This window comes from Bacillus sp. OTU530 (genome assembly GCF_038440375.1).
The window spans coordinates 1-18,907 of record NZ_JASATP010000038.1 but is presented as its reverse complement, the minus strand read 5'-3'; the positions used below and the strand labels follow the sequence as shown (position 1 = coordinate 18,907).

The following is an 18,907-nucleotide window of genomic DNA, read 5'->3' as shown; positions in this document are numbered from 1 at the left end:
TTTTTGAAGACATTACTACTAAGGGGAAAAACGCAATGAGAAAGAATTTCAGGAGCAAATCAATCAATGATACTTTTATAAAAGAAGCTAACTGCTCTGCGGTTGTAGTTGGTGCGTCGCTTTCTGGACTAATGACAGGGATTGCTCTTTCACGAGCTGGATTGAAGGTTACTATTTTAGAGAGAGCTGGAGCGAAACCACGTAGTGGTGCTGTTCTTCAAGTTGACAGTGGGGAAATTGATCGAACAAAAACAGCTAAATTCTTGAGAAAACTTGCTTCTGGTGGAATTAGGTCGGCTGAGGCTTGGTCATCTATACAGTTTCGATTACGCACAGAAGTCGAAGCTGATTCCAGAATTGACTTACGTTATGATACCCGTGTTCAAACTGTTAATGAGGACGACAACTCTGCTTGGGTTGTGACGGATAAGGGTGAAACATTCCACGGAGATATTTTGATTGGTGCTGATGGTCACCGTAGTATTGTGCGACGCTATGTTTCACCGCATAAACCGAACGCCACTTTTGCGGAATACTTGATATGGGTAGCTATTGTAGATGAGAAAGACATACCTGAAAAACACCGACCTAGCCTCAATGCCCCGAAGTTTACTATGCCAGATGGTATCGGTGACTTTTTACTCGGTTCCATTATTGCTGGGGCAGACGGTTCTACAGCTCTAGGAGATCGACGACTGGGATGGGCTTGGTACGATAACACTCAAAATGATTTGTTACGTCGTCTTGGATGTGTTGAAGGAGACGTTGTGCAACATTCGCTTCATGCACCAGACATCCCTGAACAGACATTGATTGAGCTAGCTGAAAAGGCTTATGATAGATGGGATCAACCTTGGTTGGACGCAATCCTTCATAGTATTCAAACACGTAATCTTATCGGAACACCGATTGCCGAGTACGTTCCTGAAAATCTTGTGAAAGGACGTATAGCAATCGTTGGAGATGCTGCACATCTACCTACACCACTAACTGCGTCAGGATTTAATGCTTCCTTACAAGATGCTTCTACCTTAGCTGAATGTGTTGCAAAGGGGATACAAGGAACTGGAGCATCTGAGGCTCTTCTGGAATATGAGTCTCTCCGTCTAAAAAATGCACGTCAAATTGTGCAATCTGGACAATCTTTTAGTCAATCATTTGGACGATAATTTGTGAAGCATTATACTTAAACTGGCAGTTTAGTTGAATAAGGAATCGGATAACTATAGTAAAGAAAACTCGCCAATACTGCGGCGAGTTTTGCTTTTTTATACACCAATGGTTTGCAACTTCGGAAAAGCATCTCATAACGGGCAGAGGAATTAAAAATTCTTGACTTAGAGTAAACTCTAAGTATTACTCTTTCTTTGTGTCGCAAATTAAAAATGAAAGAAGCAATAGACATATTAGATTTAATGGAGGCGGTTATGATGACATATTCTATTGGAGAATTTTCTAAAATCGTTGGGTTAAGCGAACATACATTGAGGTTTTATGAAAAGGAAGGGTTAATAAAAGTAAACAGAGACGATAACAATGTCAGAATCTACTCGGATGAAAATAAATTATGGATTGAATCACTGCTCCACCTAAAAAATACAGGGATGTCTCTAAAAGACATGAAGCAATTTGCCATGTGGGGGCATATTGGGGATAAAACAATGGAAGAAAGGTTAGCTCTACTTAAAAATCATCGAAAAAAAGTAGTGGAAGATTTGGAGAAGCTTCGTCAAAGTTTAGAGCATCTGGATAATAAAATAAATTTTTATGAAAATGAATTAGGAGACTGTTTCTCTACAAATTAAGCAGCCAGTTGTTTTTTTCCATTTGCCTCTTTTTGATAAACCTCGTACAAACAGCTTTCGAAATCATGTTTTTATCGAAAAAAATAAGAATAAAAAAACACTTGCTTTAGAGTACACTCTAAGGATTAATCTGTTCTTGCACCATTTAAACATATGAAGGGTTGATAAACCTTTACAAAATAGTGCAAAACTATCCAGAACATATAAATAAACATATAGAAAGAGGTTAAAAAATGAACGAAAAATATAGCAACTTACTTGAATCCTTCACATTTAAAAATGGAATCACCCTTAGAAATCGGGTCGTTATGGCACCTATGACCACTTGGTCTAGTAATGACGATTACACAATTTCAGATGATGAAGTGAAATATTACAAAAAAAGAGTGAATGGCGTAGGTCTAGTTATAACAGGATGTACGCATGTGCAACCAAACGGTATAGGTTTTACGAACGAATTCGCAGCTTATGACGATAAACTTATTCCAAGTCTACGTAAATTGGCGGATGCTGCGAAAAGCGGTGGAGCTCCTGCGTTACTTCAGATCTTCCATGCAGGTAATAAAGCACTACCGGCTTTAACTCCAGATGGTGAAGTGGTTAGTTCCAGTGCTGTGGAAACTGAAGCTACTGCTTTTGCTCCTTCAGTATTACCTAGAGAACTGTCACACGAAGAAATCCTTGACGTAATCCGCGCGTTCGGAGAAACAACGCGCCGTGCGATTGAAGCGGGCTTTGACGGTGTAGAGCTTCATGGTGCCCATGGCTTCCTGATGCAAAACTTCTTCTCTCCATTCTTCAACAGACGTGAAGACCAGTGGGGCGGATCCCTTGAGAATCGCATGCGTTTTCCACTTGCAATCGTTCAGGAAATTAAAAATGTCATTAAAAAGCATGCAACAAAACCGTTTATTTTAGGATATAGAATATCTCCTGATGAACATGAAGAAGGCGGTTTGAGAATGAAGGATACCTATGAATTAATGAATCGTCTTATTGAAGCAGATGTTGATTATGTACATGCTTCGTTGGCTAATGCCCTTTCCTCAAAGCCAGTTGATAGTCAAGATGAAAAAACATATCTTGAATTAATTGTTGAACATGTAAACGGCAGAGTTCCTGTAATGGCTGCTGGTTCTATGGTAACTGCTGATGATGTTGCAACTGCATTAGATAAGGGTCTGTCCCTAGCAGCGGTTGGTCATACGTTAATCATGAATCCAGACTGGGTAGAAAAGGTTCAAAATGGACAAGAGTCTGAGATCCAAACGGCGATAAAGGCTTCAAAGGTTAGTGAGCTTGAGCTTCCGGAAAAACTTTGGGGGATAATTCAAGCATCAGGTCCATGGTTTAAGATCGAAGAATAACATCGAGATAGAAAAGTTTACTGTTTTTTATCACGTTTTTATTAAGAGAGGATGGGTTCTGGTGCAGAAAATCTAGGAAGCTTGGACATACTGATGTTATCAATCTGAAAAGGATGTGTATCCGTATGAAAAAGCCAACAGAATTTAAGTGAAAACATTACCAACCCAAAATTATCTTACATGTAGTACGCTGGTATCTCCGATACAGTCTGAGTCTTCGTGATCTCGTAGAGATGATGGAAGAGCGTGGAATATGCGTAGCACATACTACGATTATGCGCTGGGTTCATCAATATGGACCAGAACTTGATAAACGTATCCGGCGATATTTAAGGAGAACCAATGACTCCTGGAAGGTGGACGAAACTTACATAAAAGTAAAAGGAAAGTGGATATATCTATATCGTGCAGTAGATTCTAAAGGGAACACGATTGATTTTTACCTAAGCAAAACTAGAGATGCGAAATCAGCTAAGCGCTTTTTCAAGAAAGCCTTGGCTTCTTCCCATGTGTCCCAACCTCGTGTCATTACGGTGGATAAGAATCCGGCTTATCCAGTGGCGATTCAAAGATTAAAAGAATGGTAAAATGGCTTCTCTTGCAGTGGATAGACTCGTACAACTTATGGAACATCCTACAAGCGAGAAAATGCAGTTTATTGTCAATACAGAATTAGTTGAGAGGAAGTCGTGTATAGCGCTTCATTCAAAGTAACATCTTCCTACTAATAAAGAATTCCATGATTGATTAAAAGTCCTTAGTTTTCGGTGCACAGTTTGCTGATGACCCTTATAAAACAAATCACTAGTTGTGAACATACATTTGAAAAACCTCAAAAAAGTAAGGGTCCTACTACTTATGCGCAGGACCCTTACTAATTAATTTCGAACATTCTGTACATCTTTTACGATTTTATTTTTGATGGCTTTCGTTTCCCCTCTGTTGGCTTAGCTAGCTTTCGTCTACTGGAACGTTCAACTAATTGGCTATATACATTCTTGTATGACCGTGTTTCTTTTTTATTGGAACACGGATTTTTTGTATTGAATGTAAACTAATGCCTATAAGTATACATTAATTTTGGTGATTTTATTGGATTACGGAGAGGTGGTTATAGGGTAATGGGGGCATTATTTGTATCTCTTATGATGCACCAGTACTTCTATTCAAGGGATAATCGTATCAATTATATAAACACAGTACAAAGAGTACCATTTCATTCATAACGTATGTGATAGAGTTGATGGGATTGGAATTCATAAAAAGAGATACAAGTGAATATTGGTTCTGGTGCAAAAATCTCAAAACACTTGCAAGTAATCTCTAAATTTTGGACATACTGATACTATTACTCTAAAAAAGGGGCATGATTAGTATGGAAAACCAAGATTTGTTTAAATGGAAACATTATCAGCCTGACATTATTTTATTAACAGTGGGATGGTACCTACGGTACAACTTAAGTTTTCGTGATTTGGTGAAAATGATGGAGGAGCGTGGCTTATCCATGGCTCATACAACGATTATGCGTTGGGTTCATCAATATGGGCCGGAATTAGATGAAAGAGTACGACGTCATCTTAAGCCAACAAATGATTCCTGGAGAGTCGATGAAACGTATATCAAAGTAAAAGGTCAATGGATGTACTTATATCGTGCAGTTGATTCAGAAGGGAATACCATTGATTTTTATCTAAGTGAATCAAGAGATAAACAAGCAGCCAAGCGCTTTTTCAAGAAAGCCTTGGCTACTTCTCATGTTTGTAAACCTCGCGTCATAACAGTGGATAAAAACCCAGCTTATCCTGTAGCGATTCAAGAGTTAAAAGAAGAGAAACGTATGCCTGAAGGCATCCAAATGAGACAAGTGAAATATCTCAATAATATTGTAGAACAGAATCATCGTTTTATAAAAAAGCGAGTTCGTTCGATGTTAGGATTGAAATCATTTCGTACAGCTACTTACATACTGAGTAGCATAGAAGCCATGCATATGATGAAAAAGAAGCAGGTTCATCAAGGGGTGAAGTCTGCCCAAAATCAAAAAGAATTCATCCATAAATTGTTTGGATTAACTTCATAAGTTAGCAATTTAAAGGAAACTCACACTCTATGTTTCTAACGAGTAATTTTGCACCAGAACCTCCTACTAAAAAGGCAGCAACTAACTACGATTTGTAGTATGTTGCCACCTTTTATTATTGTTTCATAAGAATAAGTACTTTGGGAATTCTCTTTATTCTTTTATTATTTAGCTTTATCTACAAACGTATTAGTAAACGTCTTGCTTAAGTCTACTTTGGCACTTTTCAGTTCTGGTTTAGAAGTTGTTAAGACGTCCAACACTTTCTCCGGGCCATCGGAAGGCATTTTTCCATCAGCTGTGAACATCGGAAGACTAGATTTCAAAGCCTTCACATACAATTCCTTATCGCCCGCGTAATATTCTTTCGGCAATTTATCAGCAATTTCCTCTGCGCTATGCGTGTGAATATACTTTAATGTTTTGACAAAAGCGTTGGCTAGATGTTGAACCACTTCTGGGTTCTTTTTTACATAATCCGAACTCATATATAAGCTAGAAGACGGATAAATACCTCCAGTCGCTTGTTTCATTCCCTCCGGACTCTCTAAGTCTACCAGAGGAGTGGCGATTCCTTTCGTCTCCAGCAAAGAAGTGGTAGGCTGCGTCGCCCATGCCAGATCAATATTCCCTTGTTGCATTGCAGCAATTAAAGTATTTCCCGATCCTACGGCTAAAGGAACAAAATCCTTCGAGGTATTTCCACCTTTTGTTACCAAGTAGTTGATGAGAAAATGGGAGGATGCTCCTAAGCTAGTGACACCGATATTTTTACCTTTCAAATCAGCCAAACTTTTTACTTTATCTTTGATTTTATTGGATACCATCAATTTTGCTCCAGGGACAGTGGCCATTTGAACTACCTCTTCAAGATATTTTCCCTTGGCTTGCATATCGATGTTGTGATCATAAAAACCAACCACCCCCTGCACTTCACCCGCAATCAAGGACTGTTCTGCATTGACTCCAGAAGACTGGCTTGTCAGTTCCACATCAAGCCCTTCCTCCTTAAAATAACCCAGGTTTTCAGTTAATTTAGCAGGCAGATAAATGATTTTTTCCATGCCTCCGACCATAATATTCACTTTGGGAAGCTTTGCGGATGTATCAGACTTCTGGCTAGCATTATTCGCGTTCGTTTTTTCCGAAGTAGAGCATCCTGTTAGAGCCATTCCAGCCAATACAATCAAACTAGTGCCCAACATCACGGTTTTTCTTAGTTTCATTTAGCATTACCCCTTTTATAGAATTTCACTAACTATTGGCGAACATGCCGCCAAGCGATAAACCGTTTTTCGAGCTTTCCAACCGCCCAGTTTGCAGCTAAAGCAGTAAGCGATAAGAGAACCATTCCGGCAAATACCCCAGTTGTATCAAAAGCACCTTGTGCTTGCGCAATAAGAAAACCCAGACCTTTTGTTGCTCCGATAAATTCCCCCACCACTGCACCGACCAAAGCGAATCCGAAACTAGAATGGAGGCTTGATAAAATCCATGTTAAAGCCGAAGGAATAATAACATGTTGGGCCAACTGTCTTTTGCTTGCTCCAAGTAAACGAGCGTTATTAAGCAGATTGCGATCTACTTCTCGAACGCCTTGAAAAGCGTTAAAAAATACAACAAAGAAGGTAAGCGTTACTCCAAGTGCTACCTTAGAAGGCATCCCTAAACCGAACCATATGATAAAAATCGGTGCTAAAACGACCCTTGGCAGTGCATTTAACATTTGAATATAAGGTCCGAAAATAACAGAGAGAATCTCGTTTCTGCCCAAGGCATATCCGGCAACCACACCCAAAATGACTCCTATTAGGAAGGAAAGGATGGTTTCCTCGAAGGTGACAACAAAATGGGTATATAACGGCCCTTGGCTGGTACCATCTACAAACCAACCCCAAATTTTTTCTATAATAGCAAATGGACTTGAGAAAAAAAACGGATCAATGATTTTATTACCCGCTAAAACTTGCCAAGAACCGAACATTAAAATAAAAACGGCAGTTTGCAGAGATAAATTGCGAGTTCGGATTCTTAAGGCTCTGGCCTTCATTTCTTTTTTACGCGTCATAACCTTTTCTTTTGAATTATTAAGCATTGTTTGCGTTTGCATAACTAATCATCACCTCATCTCGCAAATCATTCCAAATTTTTTCATGGAGTTTCATAAATTTAGGATCAAAACGAATTTCAGCTACATTACGTGGCCTTGGTAAATCAATTCGATAATCCCCTTTAATCGTAGCTGCTGGTCCTGCTGTCAGCACAATTACCCGATCGCTTAAAGCGATTGCCTCTTCTAAATCGTGCGTGATAAAAAATACAGAAGCGGATGTTTCCTCCCAAATGCGGAGCAACTCATCCTCCATAAGATGGCGTGTGTGTACATCGAGAGCAGAAAACGACTCATCCATCAGAAGAATTTCCGGTTGAACAATTAAACATTGTGCTAAAGCCACACGTTTTCTCATTCCTCCTGAAAGCTGAGCTGGATAATGCCCTTCAAATCCTTTTAATCCCACCCGTGAAATCCATTTTCTTGCTTCGTTATACGCCTCCGCTTTATCTATCCCTCTTAGCCTTAAGCCCAAAGAAACATTATCAATAACTGTTTTCCAAGGGAAAGCGTTTTCAGTTTGAAACACACAAGCAGCTCGTGAATTAATTCCTTCTAGCTTTTCTCCCTGAATCAACACTTGACCGGACGAGGGTTTCTCAAATCCTGCAATCAAACTTAACGTTGTCGATTTTCCACAACCTGTTGGCCCAACAATAGATACGAATTCTCCTTTAGGAATTTTCAAATTAATATTTTGTAATACCGTATGGATCTCGCCCGATGGTTTTATGAATTCCTTCGTCGCTCCTTTTAATTCCATCATGGGTGTAGTGGACTGTGCAACAAGCCGATGTGTTTTTTGATTTACAACACTCATTTGGTTCCTCCATTCTACTTCCCTCATTCCACTTTTCATGGGCTTATGAAAGGTATTAAAGTATTTTACATTTTAATTTGTTCATAGCTTGATGTTATTCCCACTGTATTTCCATCATGAGAGGTACAACCGTATGCTAGCTAGGTTGATACAAATGTAAGTCTGTTTGTTTTGATTTTTTACTTTTCAGAAGATCAGATAAGATTCCGTTACTATATCACCTGCATTAAGTATTTTCACCACCTTTAATGTTAGCGCTTTCATTTAGTGTCTTTATAATAAATCAGAAGATTAAAAAAAATAAGTTTTTGAAAATTAAAAATATTAAGTTTATTATTTTTAATTTGTTCATATTATTCACGAAGTATAAAAAATGATAAGTTAGGAAGCATCTCGGAGCTTTATATGACATTCTTCTAATGAACGATACATGGTTTGGGTGGAAGAAAAATATATAACCTTTACCTTTCACAGATAGGAGCCGTTCATTTTTTTGAAAAAAAACCCCGCATTTCTTGTATACTGTTACACGAGGTGACGAAAATGAAGTGGATTCGGTTGCTATGGATTGCATTGCTTACGACAGTAGTACTAAGTGGATGTAATCTGACCGTTGAGAAACAAAATGGAGATGGAAAGGTTCAACAAGTAAGTGACACAATTCTCGATGAGATGGAAGGACCTCCAAAGAACGGGCATACTTTGGAAAGACATGTAGGTAAGTCAGACCAAGAACTAGAAGAACGAGTTCAGAGAGAACGTGTCACAGCTGCCAGTACATACTATGACAAAGAAACAGCAACAAAGGCAGTGCGAGAGAGTCTGCAGTTTCATGATAAAGACATCAAGAAATGGCTTGATGAATCTAAACGGGAGCGTCTTGTACTGAATACTCATCATTCTTTTGCGGTGGGAAAAGCGGTGCTCCGATCAGATATGCGTGTGCATGAACCTATATATACGATACAGTAACAGTGTTGGCAAAAGACCCTGCAAGTGAGTTGAAATACAAAATTATCACTTCTTATCCAGATGCAAAGCGAGGGAAATAGGATGTATCCGGAATTTCGATATTTTTTAGAAGCATATTGTACGTTGGGCTTAGATGTGGAAGAAGTATGGAAGGTCATCGAGGAGTTTAAAAAGCACGAAAATAAAAAGGTTCAAAAGGCATTGCAGGCTGAAATGCAAAACATCTTGAATAGCGGGAATTTGACGACAGCGAGAGAGATGATAGAAGAATACGGATATAGAGAATTTTCCGCTGAGGAAACGGAGAAGTGGCTGAACCACATTGTAAAAAAACTACAAAAGGAAGGGGCGTGAATCATCACGCCACTTTTTATACCTGCTGGCTAAGCACAAGAAGTTGCAGGCGAATCGTAACGACATATGAAAGAAAAATAGACTTTAAGGATTCCATAATGCGAACCATTTTTGTATGTAAGGACAGATTCCAAAAAGTTTTGAGCCTGGAATCAGAATTTGGATATAAAGGATCTAGATAATATGGAATGAAAAGGTTTTGGTGTACAAAATCTATTGTTTTTGCTCCAGAACCTTTTTATGATGTCTCTCCGTTGGAAGATTACAGAGGAATGGATCCCTCAGGCTAAGATTCGTCCTGCAATCCTAAACAATTGGTATTCTGAACAGGAAGAAGCTATACTATTAGGTACTCTTTCTTTCGAAAGGAAGGAACGGCTTCATAAAATTATGGGCACTTACTGGAGTGAAAATATATCGATCTGATTTTAATAAATGATAAAGGAAATAGGAGCATCACCCCGTTTCCAAACTCTTATTCAGGTTAGTTACTCATATATATGTTAGTAGTCATTGTTGTAAATACATTAAACGAGATTTTTTTTGGCTGGTCAATAGAAGATTGTTCTTTTAAGTTTTTAGGTCCTAATTATTAGGATCTTTTTTTATGGTTAACTTCTTCATTTTTAGAAGCCTTATTAAAATTATTTTATGTGTATCTTAAGGTTATACCAAGTAAAGAGAAGTATTGTAGATTTCTGCGGAAACTAATCTACCTGCATTGAATTTAAAATTTTACAAAAAATCTCTAAGATTTATTTGACGTGATAGAATAGGAATAATGGTAGCTTTATTTTATTTAACTCAATTCATCACCTAGCCGAAAACGCAAGTTGAAAAGACTGTTAAAAGCTCGCCTTCTTTTACACCCTAAAGCGTTTTAAATGTTGGGGGATATCCATCTTCAGAGTTTAATCTTATTCCAATTTCACATTAAATTTATTTTTAACGCATGCTTGGATTCGAAATTAATGCGTAGTATCTTCTCAAACATCTATCTACTCCATTTCAGTTTTCATTTTATAGAAACATGATGGCAATATTTCAAAAAGGTTATAATCACTCAAAACATGCCTTATCCAATTTAGTTCATCCTCTGTTAGCGTATAATCATTTTTCTAGATATTTTTATAAGATGTCATAAGGATAGTTTGAGCAAACTCTATTGCAAGTCTACACCTTTTTTTCACTACCAAATCAAAAATCATCCTCCAATGCTTTTTCGATAAGATCCCTAGGTACCTGATCCTGTTTTAGGCCACCATTACTGAATCTAAGTGAAAACCAAGCTGCTTGTCCTGTATATCCGTCAGATTTGCTGTAAATACGATGCAGAAGGGCTGTATTGCACACACGGTTATTACAACAACGAAAGGCCCTGCTCTCACTCAATATGCAACAGACTGGCACCTATTTTTACGTTTGGCGGACTATAAGGGCATCCCCAATAGTTCGCCAAAAACAAGAGGGATCCCCCAAGCCATGCCCTAGGTCATTTACCGAAAAAACGATGCCACCATGACCTTTTTTCCTGGGCTGCCGCTATTTGCATCTGCGCTTCCTTTTCCTCTTGCATCATTCTATTTCGTTCCTGTTCACGTTGATCCATGCGATCCAAGTGAAGCAAAATGTGATGCAGCTTTTCATCTTGTTTCGTTGTCATTTCTTTTTGCTGCTGGATAAGTTGTTGGATTTGAGAGGTAAACCGCTGCTCTTGCTCCCGAAGAAGGGAGTCTACAAGAGTCATAACGTCATGACTTTGTAAGTCTTGGGGATTTAGGGTGGCTTGCTCCTGGATTTCGTTTCCTGTCATGTCGTCATGACCTTTATTCTTTCTCCATTCTGCAACCCTTTTGGCTACTGACTCTAGAGTTACACCGTCATAACGACTTAACTTTATGAAGGTTTCAAGTGTTTGAATGTCCAGTTCACTAAACATTCGATGGCCTTGCGCATTTTTTTGAAACAAAAAGCCTTCCTTCTCAATATGTGAAACATATTTCTTAAAAACGGATTCCTTTACATCTAAGAGCTTCATAACGTCGCTACTTTTATACACGACTGTCATGCCGTCATATCCCCCTTTCTCCTACGGCTTCCTTCTATATGTAAGTGGGGAATCCCTGCATGTCATGTATGCCATGTTAGCAATGCCCGAGCACTTACTTCTGGGAAACAGGGCATCCCCTGCTTTGTTAGTGGTTGCTTATATGGAATCCCTTTGTAGGAGTTAAAGATCATGTAACCAAGGACGAAGTAGAGGTATCATACACGACTGTCATACCGTCATGATCTCTTTCCGCATAAGAAAAAGAGCTTTCAAGATAAAAGTGAGACTGGCTATCCTCGGCACATGGCATGGGGTAAAGGATCGTCCTCCCGAAACAAAGGTCATGCACTATTTAATAGAACGTTTGAATCAAGAAAGAAAGAAAGGGAATCCTTCCTAATAGTAATAGAAACTACCAACCTAGTACCTGGAATACTTCAAACTCCTCCTTCATATGCTGTAGCAAAGACAAGCGGGAGGAAGGAGGCCACAAATGATTATTTCTCCCTATCAAGTTGAATACACGATGACCATTGGAAATCGTGTTGTAGGTGAATGTATTACAGTGTATGCCTCTTCTAAATTCTTTGCCATAGAAAAAGTTAGCCAGGAACTTCATCGTCGTTTTGGTTCTTCAACATCCATTGAATTACATAATTATTCCAGAACAGATAGTGCCCCAGAACGTATTACTATAGGGATCTAATTAGGTTTGGTTCTTCTACATTCTGAATAGTATCACTCTAGAATGGAGTCCCGTCCCGTAGCCATCAAGTTAAAATTATGCAGCCCCCCAGAACGAAATTTTAGACTTTCTTGTAACAAAGAAGCCCATTTTATCGTTTTGGGGGTGACCTGTTCCCTTGGCTTGATGGGTATGCGTCATAACCCTTATTGCGGTTGATGACAGCTTCGCTCTGGTACTAGGTCTTATGGAATTGTTCCAAAACTTTAAACACGGGAGACTCAGCTTCCAGAGTTCCCTGTTAGATCATTACACTAATTCGGCAAATTCCTGAGATACCTACCTTTCAATAAATTGATTATCTGTAAAGGACCTAAGTTGTTATACTTATAGTACATTATGGCTTCGGCCCTCCACATTGGGTCACCGGGTCCATTGTACCTTTGTCTAAAGGTTCTAACCATAGCAACAGCTTGATGTGTCCAGTTCAGAAATTCCATCCAAATAAGACAAGTGAAATATCTCAATAATATCGTAGAACAAGATCATCGTTTCATTAAGAAAAGACTATGCTCCATGCTGGGATTCAAAACGTATGAAACTGCTACTTCAATAGTACGTGGCATTGAGGCCATGCATATGATAGAAAAAGGACAAGTTCGCCAAGGGGTGAAGTCTGCTCAAAATCGAAAAGAATTCATTGATAAACTGTTTGGCATTGCATCATAATCCGTAAGTTAGCAGGAAATCCATGTCCTATGTTTTTCTGAAATCATCTTTGCACCAGAACCCATATAGTAAATAAAAAAGAAGACAAATGCTACATTGTAGGTATTTGTCTTCTTTTTGTTTTGAATAGGTATTTGTCAACAGCCCCTCATAAGCAATCCCCTTAGCTATATTCTTATCCTGTTGTATTCTTCAAAGTCTCATCGTTACCCATTCCACGAGTTTTAGCCATGTTTATTCTTTCCTTTATGCTTCCCCTCATTTTTGTGCTCTCCATGACCTGGATCTGGGGCTCCTTCTGCATTCCCTTCGTTACCGCCTTAGGCGGGACGATCCACATCTGGTGCCGACGGAGTCGCATCTGGTGCCGACGGAGTCACATCTGGTGCTGACGGAGTCACATCTGGTGCCGACGGAGTCACATCTGGTGCCGACGGAGTCACATCTGGTGCCGACGGAGTCACATCTGGTGCCGACGGAGTCACATCTGGTGCCGACGGAGTCACATCTGGTGCCGACGGAGTCACATCTGGTGCCGACGGAGCCTCTTCCGATGGAACATCGTCAGGCTTTGCTCCCTTAATGTATAAATCCTGATTCATTCGATATACACTGCTTGGCTGCTGGAATCCCGGCACACTTGTTCCAACTTTCTCCATCATAGCTTTGAAAATAAGATGAGAGACTTTTGTAGTGTCCCCAAGCATATAATTCCCCGGGTCATTCTTTGCGTAGCCGGTCCAAACCGCCATTGTATATTGTGAGGTATACCCAGCAAACCAACTATCGTTTGTCGCTTTGGAGGGATAACCAAATTGATTTCTTGTTTTGTCATCGAAATTGGTTGTTCCTGTTTTTCCCGCAACATCTAGTCCCGGTATATTCGCATCTGTACCCGTTCCGTTCGCGGCAGTCAGTACCCCACGAAGCATATCGGTTATCATATATGCTGTATAATCCTTCATCACACGTTTTCCCTTTTGCTTAAAGTTGATTTCTTTTCCATCGGGGAATACAACCTTTGTCACAAAGGATGGCTTTGTATACACACCCGCATTTGCGAATGCATCGTACGCTCCTGCCATTTCAAGCGGAGACACCGTATTACTTCCAATTGCGTAGGATTCATATACTTGATTGTTCGGGAATGTAATACCGAGTGATTGCGCAAATGCCTGCGCCTTATTTAAACCTACCGTTTGTAATGTTTTCAAGGCCGGAACATTACGAGACTCCACTAAAGCATCCCGGATTGACATCGATCCTTTGTAGGAAGCATAAGCGTCTCGAATTGGCGTTCCATTTGAATATTGATACGGTTCATCGACAATTTGATGATATGTCGACCATTTTAAATTTTCAATGGCTGGGCCATAGTCAAAAATAGGCTTAAATGTCGATCCTGGTTGACGCATAAGATCAACCGCCAAGTTATTCCCCCGGAAGGTTGCTTTATACTCATTACGGCCGCTCCCGATCGCACGCACTTCACCCGTTTTCGAATCCAGTAAAACGAGAGCCGCTTGAAAACGTTCGTTCGGATAACGTACAACCCCCTGTGTATTCATGATGGCATCGGAATATTTCTGCGCCTGCGGGTCAAGTGTTAAGTAAATTTGAAGACCGTCTGTACGGATATCAACATCTTTCAGCTCGCTCTCCACCTCTCTCGTTGCAGCATCCAAAAATGCCTCATACGGCATACCCTCTTGATTTGTTTTTGGCACAATCCCCGCTGTTACCGGGACCTTCATAGCAGCTTGCATTTGCTGCTCGGTAATATAGCCCCGCTTTTGCATGAAAGTCAAAACAAGATTGCGACGCTTTGTAGCCGCTTCTACGTTTTCCGGTTTAGATGGGTCATAGTTATTTGGGCTTTGCGGCAAGCCTGCCAGCATGGCAGCCTGCGGCAGAGTCATTTTCTTTAAATCTTTCACATCAATTCCATAATAATTCTTGGCCGCTGCAGCCACTCCATAAGAACGGTTTCCCAAATTAATTTTGTTTAAATACATCGTTAAAATGTCATGCTTCGAATATTTTTGCTCCAGCTTATACGCTAGATACCATTCCTGCACCTTCCGTTTGACGGTTTTTTGAGGCGACAAAAATGAATTCTTAATGACCTGCTGTGTAATCGTACTTCCGCCCTGCGATCCAAAATTTCCAATCAGGTTTTCGAAAATGGCTTTACCGGTGCGTTTGATATCTATGCCATGATGGTTATAAAAATCAGCATCCTCGGTAGCAATGAAAGCATCCTCCAGCACACTTGGAATTTGATCATACGTAACCTTTGTACGTTTTTCTTTTCCATATTCATAAATAAACTTTCCATCTTTATCATAAAACTTTGTAGATAGCGGATCTGCCAATTTGGCATCATCGATTTGCGGTGCATCCTGAATTATCGAAAAGAACGCAGCCACCCCGGCACCTACAGAAACGATACCAATCAGTAAGCAAGCGAGTAACACCTTTTTTAAGACAGACCCTTTCTTAGGGGGCTTGCTACCTTTCTCTTGCTGTTTGACCTGCTCTTGTTGTTTTCTCTCCTGACGAGAACGATATGCTTCTGACATAATTCTTCTCCCCCATGTGTAAGCTACTCCAAAAATCCAAAGAACAATGCTGCCAAGTAAATGTTTATTGCCTACGAGCACACTTGGAGTACAATAGCTAGACTAATATTTTTTCATGCAACACTCGTATATAACGAACCAAAGAAGAATCTATTGTACAGTCACACATCCTTATTTAGACTGATAGTATCAGTATGTCCAAGACTTAGAGTTTACTTGCAAGTGCCTTGAAGTTTTTGCACCAGAACCATAACTAGTTACTTGGTTGTGCATATATGTTGAATTGTTTACAAAAACAAGAGTTTTATAGAAATACAATTTACACCGTACTCTTTTAACATTAAAAACTAATGAAAATACATTAAATTTTCCATTAATTAGATAACAAGCAAAACGTTTTTGCACCAGAACCTACACTCCGACAGGGAGCCGCTTTTGCTTCCTGGAGGAGCCTGTACTACTGAAGGAGGGCAGGACTATACTATTTAATAGTTAAGCCTGGAAACATAAAAAATAGACTAGGATAAAATATCCTAGTCTAATATGAAATACGAGCTATTCTCAAGCGATTACCTATTAAATTAACAGTTATAACCAGTGTATCTGAAGTTAAAAGAGGGATTCCCTTCTAAATGGCTGCTACCGGATCACACCCATCTTATTTTATTTTCCAAAGGTTTATCCAGATATCCCAATAGTCAGCAGGAGATGTTTTTAAATAAGCTTCCCAAAGCTCCACATATTTTTCCATTAAGTTAGGGTTATTGCTGCTCCCCCCTAGCTTTTTATATTCTTTTAATACACTTGACTTAAGTGCAAGATCAGCAATTTTATTTATTTTTTGATCCCGCTTATCCATTGCCTCATCTACTAATTTAAAAACTTCCCCAGAGTTTTCCTTTTGAATATCCTTAGCTACTTTCATGGTTTCTCTAACCGCATCTGTAACTGCTATCCTAATCGCTTCCTGAAAAGCAGCTTTGGTCATGGTTATAGTTTCATTTTCCTCACTAGGATTAATAAAAGAAGGTTTCCTTACTTGTTCTGGCATAGCTAAACTCACCCCTTAAGATAGATGTTTGCTAAACAAATTCTTTATCCATGAGAAAATTCCTTTTTTTTCCTGATAAACTGCAATCAGTTTTTTGGTTCTGGTGCAAAAAATTCAAGATAAATCAAGGTAAAAGGTCAATGGATGTATTTATATCGTGCCGTTGATTCAGAAGGGAATACCATTGATTTTGATCTAAGTGAATCAAGAGATAAACAAGCAGCCAAGCGCTTTTTCAAGAAAGCCTTGGCTGCTTCTCCTGTTTGTAAACCTCGTGTCATAACAGTAGACAAAAACCCATAGCGATTCAAGAGTTAAAAGAAGAGAAGCGTATGCCTGAAGGTATACGAATAAGGCAAGTGAAATATCTCAATAACATTGTGGAACAGGATCATCGTTTTATCAAGAAGCGGGTTCGTTCGATGTTAGGATTGAAATCATTTTATACAGCTACTTACATACTGAGTGGCATAGAAGCGATGCATATGATCAAAAAGAAGCAAGTTCACCAAGGGGTGAAGTCTGCCCAAAATCAAAAAGAATTCATTCATAAATTGTTTAGGTTTGCTTCTCACACGAATGAAGGTCAACCAACCACAAATAGATGACCAAGCGCTAGAACAATTCAATGTGATTGTAGACGATACGCTGGAGAATAACGACCTGCTGTACGTCGACTTCTGGCGAAATGGATATATAACGCACGTTAGCGGGCATGTGCATTACTACGATACACAACGGAATCAACTTCGTATAGTTGACGTTAAAAGAAAAGTGCGTTACGTAAAGGATATCGTACATATATCTATGGATTAAACGTTGGGAGGTGACGCCTTTGTTTCTTCGCTTTATCTGAACGTAGTGGGATATAAAGTATTTTTGCGCCATTTTTCCGTACCAATCTTCGTTAGTTTTATCTGAACACAGTGGGATCTAATTAGGTATCTTGCAGACAATAAATGAAAAATTTTTAGCGTAATTCTCATGTGATTTTAATGTTCTGACCTTATCTTACCTAGTAAGAAATTTGAAAAAATCCCATCTATACAGCCGCCTGCTATGGATGATGAGCATAGACGCAAGCCGCTAAAAAATATGCAGCAGAGAAGTCTACTACTATAGAGCGAGAGTAACCATGATAAGATAAAAGAGTATAACACTGAGGGGGGTGTTATGCTGGAATGTGGTGTTGAAGAGGATTTGAGGAATGGGAGATTTCCGTATTAAGAGTAAGGCAGGTAGGCAGGTAATCCCCTTTTTCTATTTAATTTTATAGATATTTGTAAAGCGAGGGAATCAGATGAAAAAGAAAATTCTATCATTTCTATTAATGTTTACCGTATTGCTTACCCCTGTCCTAGCGCAGGCGAAGGGGTTTAGCGGGGGCAGCTCGAGCATACATTCCAGCAGCTCTGTTTCAAGAAGCGGAAGCATTTCAAGCTCCGGTACGTATCATTCCGGCTATAAGTCTCCATCATCAAGCGTGCGGTCTCAGCAGCCTTCCTACCACAGCAATAGCTCAGTAGGAACTGTACCGGTTCAGTCTAAGCGTTCCAGCCTTTTGAGTCATGCAGCTGCATTTGGGGCGGGTGCTCTTTTGGGCAGCATGCTTCATCCGTTTGGTACACATGCAGTGGGTGCAGTCGGCGGAACAGGATTTTCGTTCAGCGGCTTGTTGATGGATGTGATTTTGATTTTAATTGTGGTGTGGATTGGGCGCCGCATCTTTGGCAGACGATAAGAAGGAGAGAGAGAATGAGAATATTATTTGAGGAACAGGACGTTATTGACGCGGTTTGTGTGTATGAAGCTGCTGAGCATGCATATCGTCCCGAGCAGATTGAGGTGGATTTGCAGTTTCATCCCGCGCACGGCTTTCATGCAAGTGCACGATTACCTTATCGCACTGTTGAGCTGGGAGAACAGCAGCTCATTGATGCGATTGCTGTCTATTTACGTGACTATCATCATTTTATTCCGGAGCGCTTAGGGATTGACTTACAGTTTCACGAACATACCGGCATTACAGCAGAAATCATAGTAGAATAAAAGGCGGCAAACACACCGTTTTCTTGTACATGTTGTACGTGAGAACAGTGTGTTTTTTTGTTTCCAAAGGTATTAAGTGATATATAAGGAATATGCGATAAATATTACAAAATGGATGTTTTTTCCCATCCCCCATAGCCATAAACCTAATAAAAATAAACTATCCCCAAAACGATAAAATTGAGCAACTTATGCAAAATCTTTGTTTTGGGGTGATTTCAATTTCTTAACTTGATGGGTATGTGAT

15 protein-coding genes and 4 pseudogenes are annotated in these 18,907 nt (G+C 39.6%); 13 read left to right on the top strand and 6 right to left on the bottom strand.

Annotation, left to right across the window (positions count from 1 at the left end; genetic code table 11):
- The first annotated feature begins 35 nt into the window (after positions 1–35).
- The 5 genes and pseudogenes from AAHB12_RS22400 to AAHB12_RS22380 all read left to right on the top strand — a co-directional run bounded on the left by AAHB12_RS22400 (position 36) and on the right by AAHB12_RS22380 (position 5,255).
- Positions 36–1,169, top strand: a complete 1,134-nt coding sequence (locus AAHB12_RS22400) for an FAD-dependent monooxygenase (RefSeq protein ID WP_342047171.1) — start codon at positions 36–38, stop codon at positions 1,167–1,169.
- Between the two features lie 258 nt (positions 1,170–1,427).
- Positions 1,428–1,805, top strand: coding sequence for a MerR family transcriptional regulator (locus AAHB12_RS22395; protein WP_342047169.1), 378 nt, complete (start codon positions 1,428–1,430; stop codon positions 1,803–1,805).
- Between the two features lie 233 nt (positions 1,806–2,038).
- Positions 2,039–3,172, top strand: a complete 1,134-nt coding sequence (locus AAHB12_RS22390) for an NADH-dependent flavin oxidoreductase (RefSeq protein WP_342047168.1) — start codon at positions 2,039–2,041, stop codon at positions 3,170–3,172.
- Positions 3,173–3,297: 125 nt separating this feature from the next.
- A pseudogene (locus AAHB12_RS22385) lies at positions 3,298–3,753 on the top strand (IS6 family transposase); the annotation flags it as partial.
- A 794-nt stretch (positions 3,754–4,547) separates the two neighbouring features.
- Positions 4,548–5,255 (top strand): IS6 family transposase, encoded by a 708-nt coding sequence (locus AAHB12_RS22380; RefSeq protein WP_342047166.1) that lies wholly within the window; start codon positions 4,548–4,550, stop codon positions 5,253–5,255.
- Positions 5,256–5,419: 164 nt separating this feature from the next.
- Here AAHB12_RS22380 and AAHB12_RS22375 read toward each other — a convergent pair whose 3' ends face one another.
- Genes AAHB12_RS22375 through AAHB12_RS22365 form a run of 3 tightly spaced genes read right to left on the bottom strand, consistent with a single transcriptional unit; the run spans position 5,420 to position 8,188 of the window.
- A complete protein-coding gene (locus tag AAHB12_RS22375; protein WP_342047164.1) occupies positions 5,420–6,481 on the bottom strand; it encodes an ABC transporter substrate-binding protein in 1,062 nt (353 codons plus the stop codon).
- Positions 6,482–6,513: 32 nt separating this feature from the next.
- Positions 6,514–7,365 (bottom strand): ABC transporter permease, encoded by an 852-nt coding sequence (locus AAHB12_RS22370; protein ID WP_342047162.1) that lies wholly within the window; start codon positions 7,363–7,365, stop codon positions 6,514–6,516.
- Positions 7,343–8,188, bottom strand: a complete 846-nt coding sequence (locus AAHB12_RS22365; RefSeq protein WP_342047161.1) for an ABC transporter ATP-binding protein — start codon at positions 8,186–8,188, stop codon at positions 7,343–7,345. Before AAHB12_RS22365 ends, AAHB12_RS22370 begins: the two co-directional genes overlap by 23 nt.
- Positions 8,189–8,731: 543 nt before the next feature.
- On the opposite strand from AAHB12_RS22365, the pseudogene AAHB12_RS22360 reads away from it, so the two are divergent.
- Positions 8,732–9,240: pseudogene (locus AAHB12_RS22360) on the top strand (RNase A-like domain-containing lipoprotein).
- 1 nt (position 9,241) lies between these two features.
- Entirely contained in the window at positions 9,242–9,514 is a 273-nt protein-coding gene (locus AAHB12_RS22355; protein ID WP_342047160.1) for a contact-dependent growth inhibition system immunity protein, read from the top strand.
- A 1,492-nt stretch (positions 9,515–11,006) separates the two neighbouring features.
- Here the strand turns inward: AAHB12_RS22355 and AAHB12_RS22350 are convergent.
- Positions 11,007–11,582 carry a hypothetical protein gene (locus tag AAHB12_RS22350; RefSeq protein WP_342047159.1) on the bottom strand — a complete coding sequence of 192 codons (576 nt, stop codon included), beginning with the start codon at positions 11,580–11,582 and terminating at the stop codon, positions 11,007–11,009.
- A gap of 475 nt (positions 11,583–12,057) precedes the next feature.
- On the opposite strand from AAHB12_RS22350, the gene AAHB12_RS22345 reads away from it, so the two are divergent.
- Positions 12,058–12,270, top strand: a complete 213-nt coding sequence (locus tag AAHB12_RS22345; RefSeq protein ID WP_342047157.1) for a hypothetical protein — start codon at positions 12,058–12,060, stop codon at positions 12,268–12,270.
- Between the two features lie 477 nt (positions 12,271–12,747).
- Positions 12,748–12,978, top strand: a pseudogene (locus AAHB12_RS22340) (DDE-type integrase/transposase/recombinase); the annotation flags it as partial.
- A gap of 320 nt (positions 12,979–13,298) precedes the next feature.
- On the opposite strand, the gene AAHB12_RS22335 reads toward AAHB12_RS22340, so the two are convergent.
- Positions 13,299–15,560, bottom strand: coding sequence for a transglycosylase domain-containing protein (locus tag AAHB12_RS22335; RefSeq protein ID WP_342047156.1), 2,262 nt, complete (start codon positions 15,558–15,560; stop codon positions 13,299–13,301).
- A gap of 658 nt (positions 15,561–16,218) precedes the next feature.
- Complete coding sequence (locus AAHB12_RS22330; RefSeq protein ID WP_342047155.1) at positions 16,219–16,611, bottom strand: hypothetical protein; 393 nt, start codon at positions 16,609–16,611, stop codon at positions 16,219–16,221.
- Positions 16,612–16,734: 123 nt separating this feature from the next.
- On the opposite strand from AAHB12_RS22330, the pseudogene AAHB12_RS22325 reads away from it, so the two are divergent.
- The 4 genes and pseudogenes from AAHB12_RS22325 to AAHB12_RS22310 all read left to right on the top strand — a co-directional run.
- Positions 16,735–17,219, top strand: a pseudogene (locus AAHB12_RS22325) (IS6 family transposase); the annotation flags it as partial.
- Complete coding sequence (locus AAHB12_RS22320) at positions 17,191–17,427, top strand: YolD-like family protein (protein ID WP_342047153.1); 237 nt, start codon at positions 17,191–17,193, stop codon at positions 17,425–17,427. The pseudogene AAHB12_RS22325 and the gene AAHB12_RS22320, both read left to right, overlap by 29 nt.
- 484 nt (positions 17,428–17,911) lie before the next feature.
- Positions 17,912–18,352 carry a hypothetical protein gene (locus AAHB12_RS22315; RefSeq protein WP_342047151.1) on the top strand — a complete coding sequence of 147 codons (441 nt, stop codon included), beginning with the start codon at positions 17,912–17,914 and terminating at the stop codon, positions 18,350–18,352.
- Between the two features lie 14 nt (positions 18,353–18,366).
- On the top strand, positions 18,367–18,660 hold the full coding sequence (locus AAHB12_RS22310) for a DUF2653 family protein (RefSeq protein ID WP_342047149.1): 294 nt from the start codon (positions 18,367–18,369) through the stop codon (positions 18,658–18,660).
- Positions 18,661–18,907 lie beyond the last annotated feature (247 nt).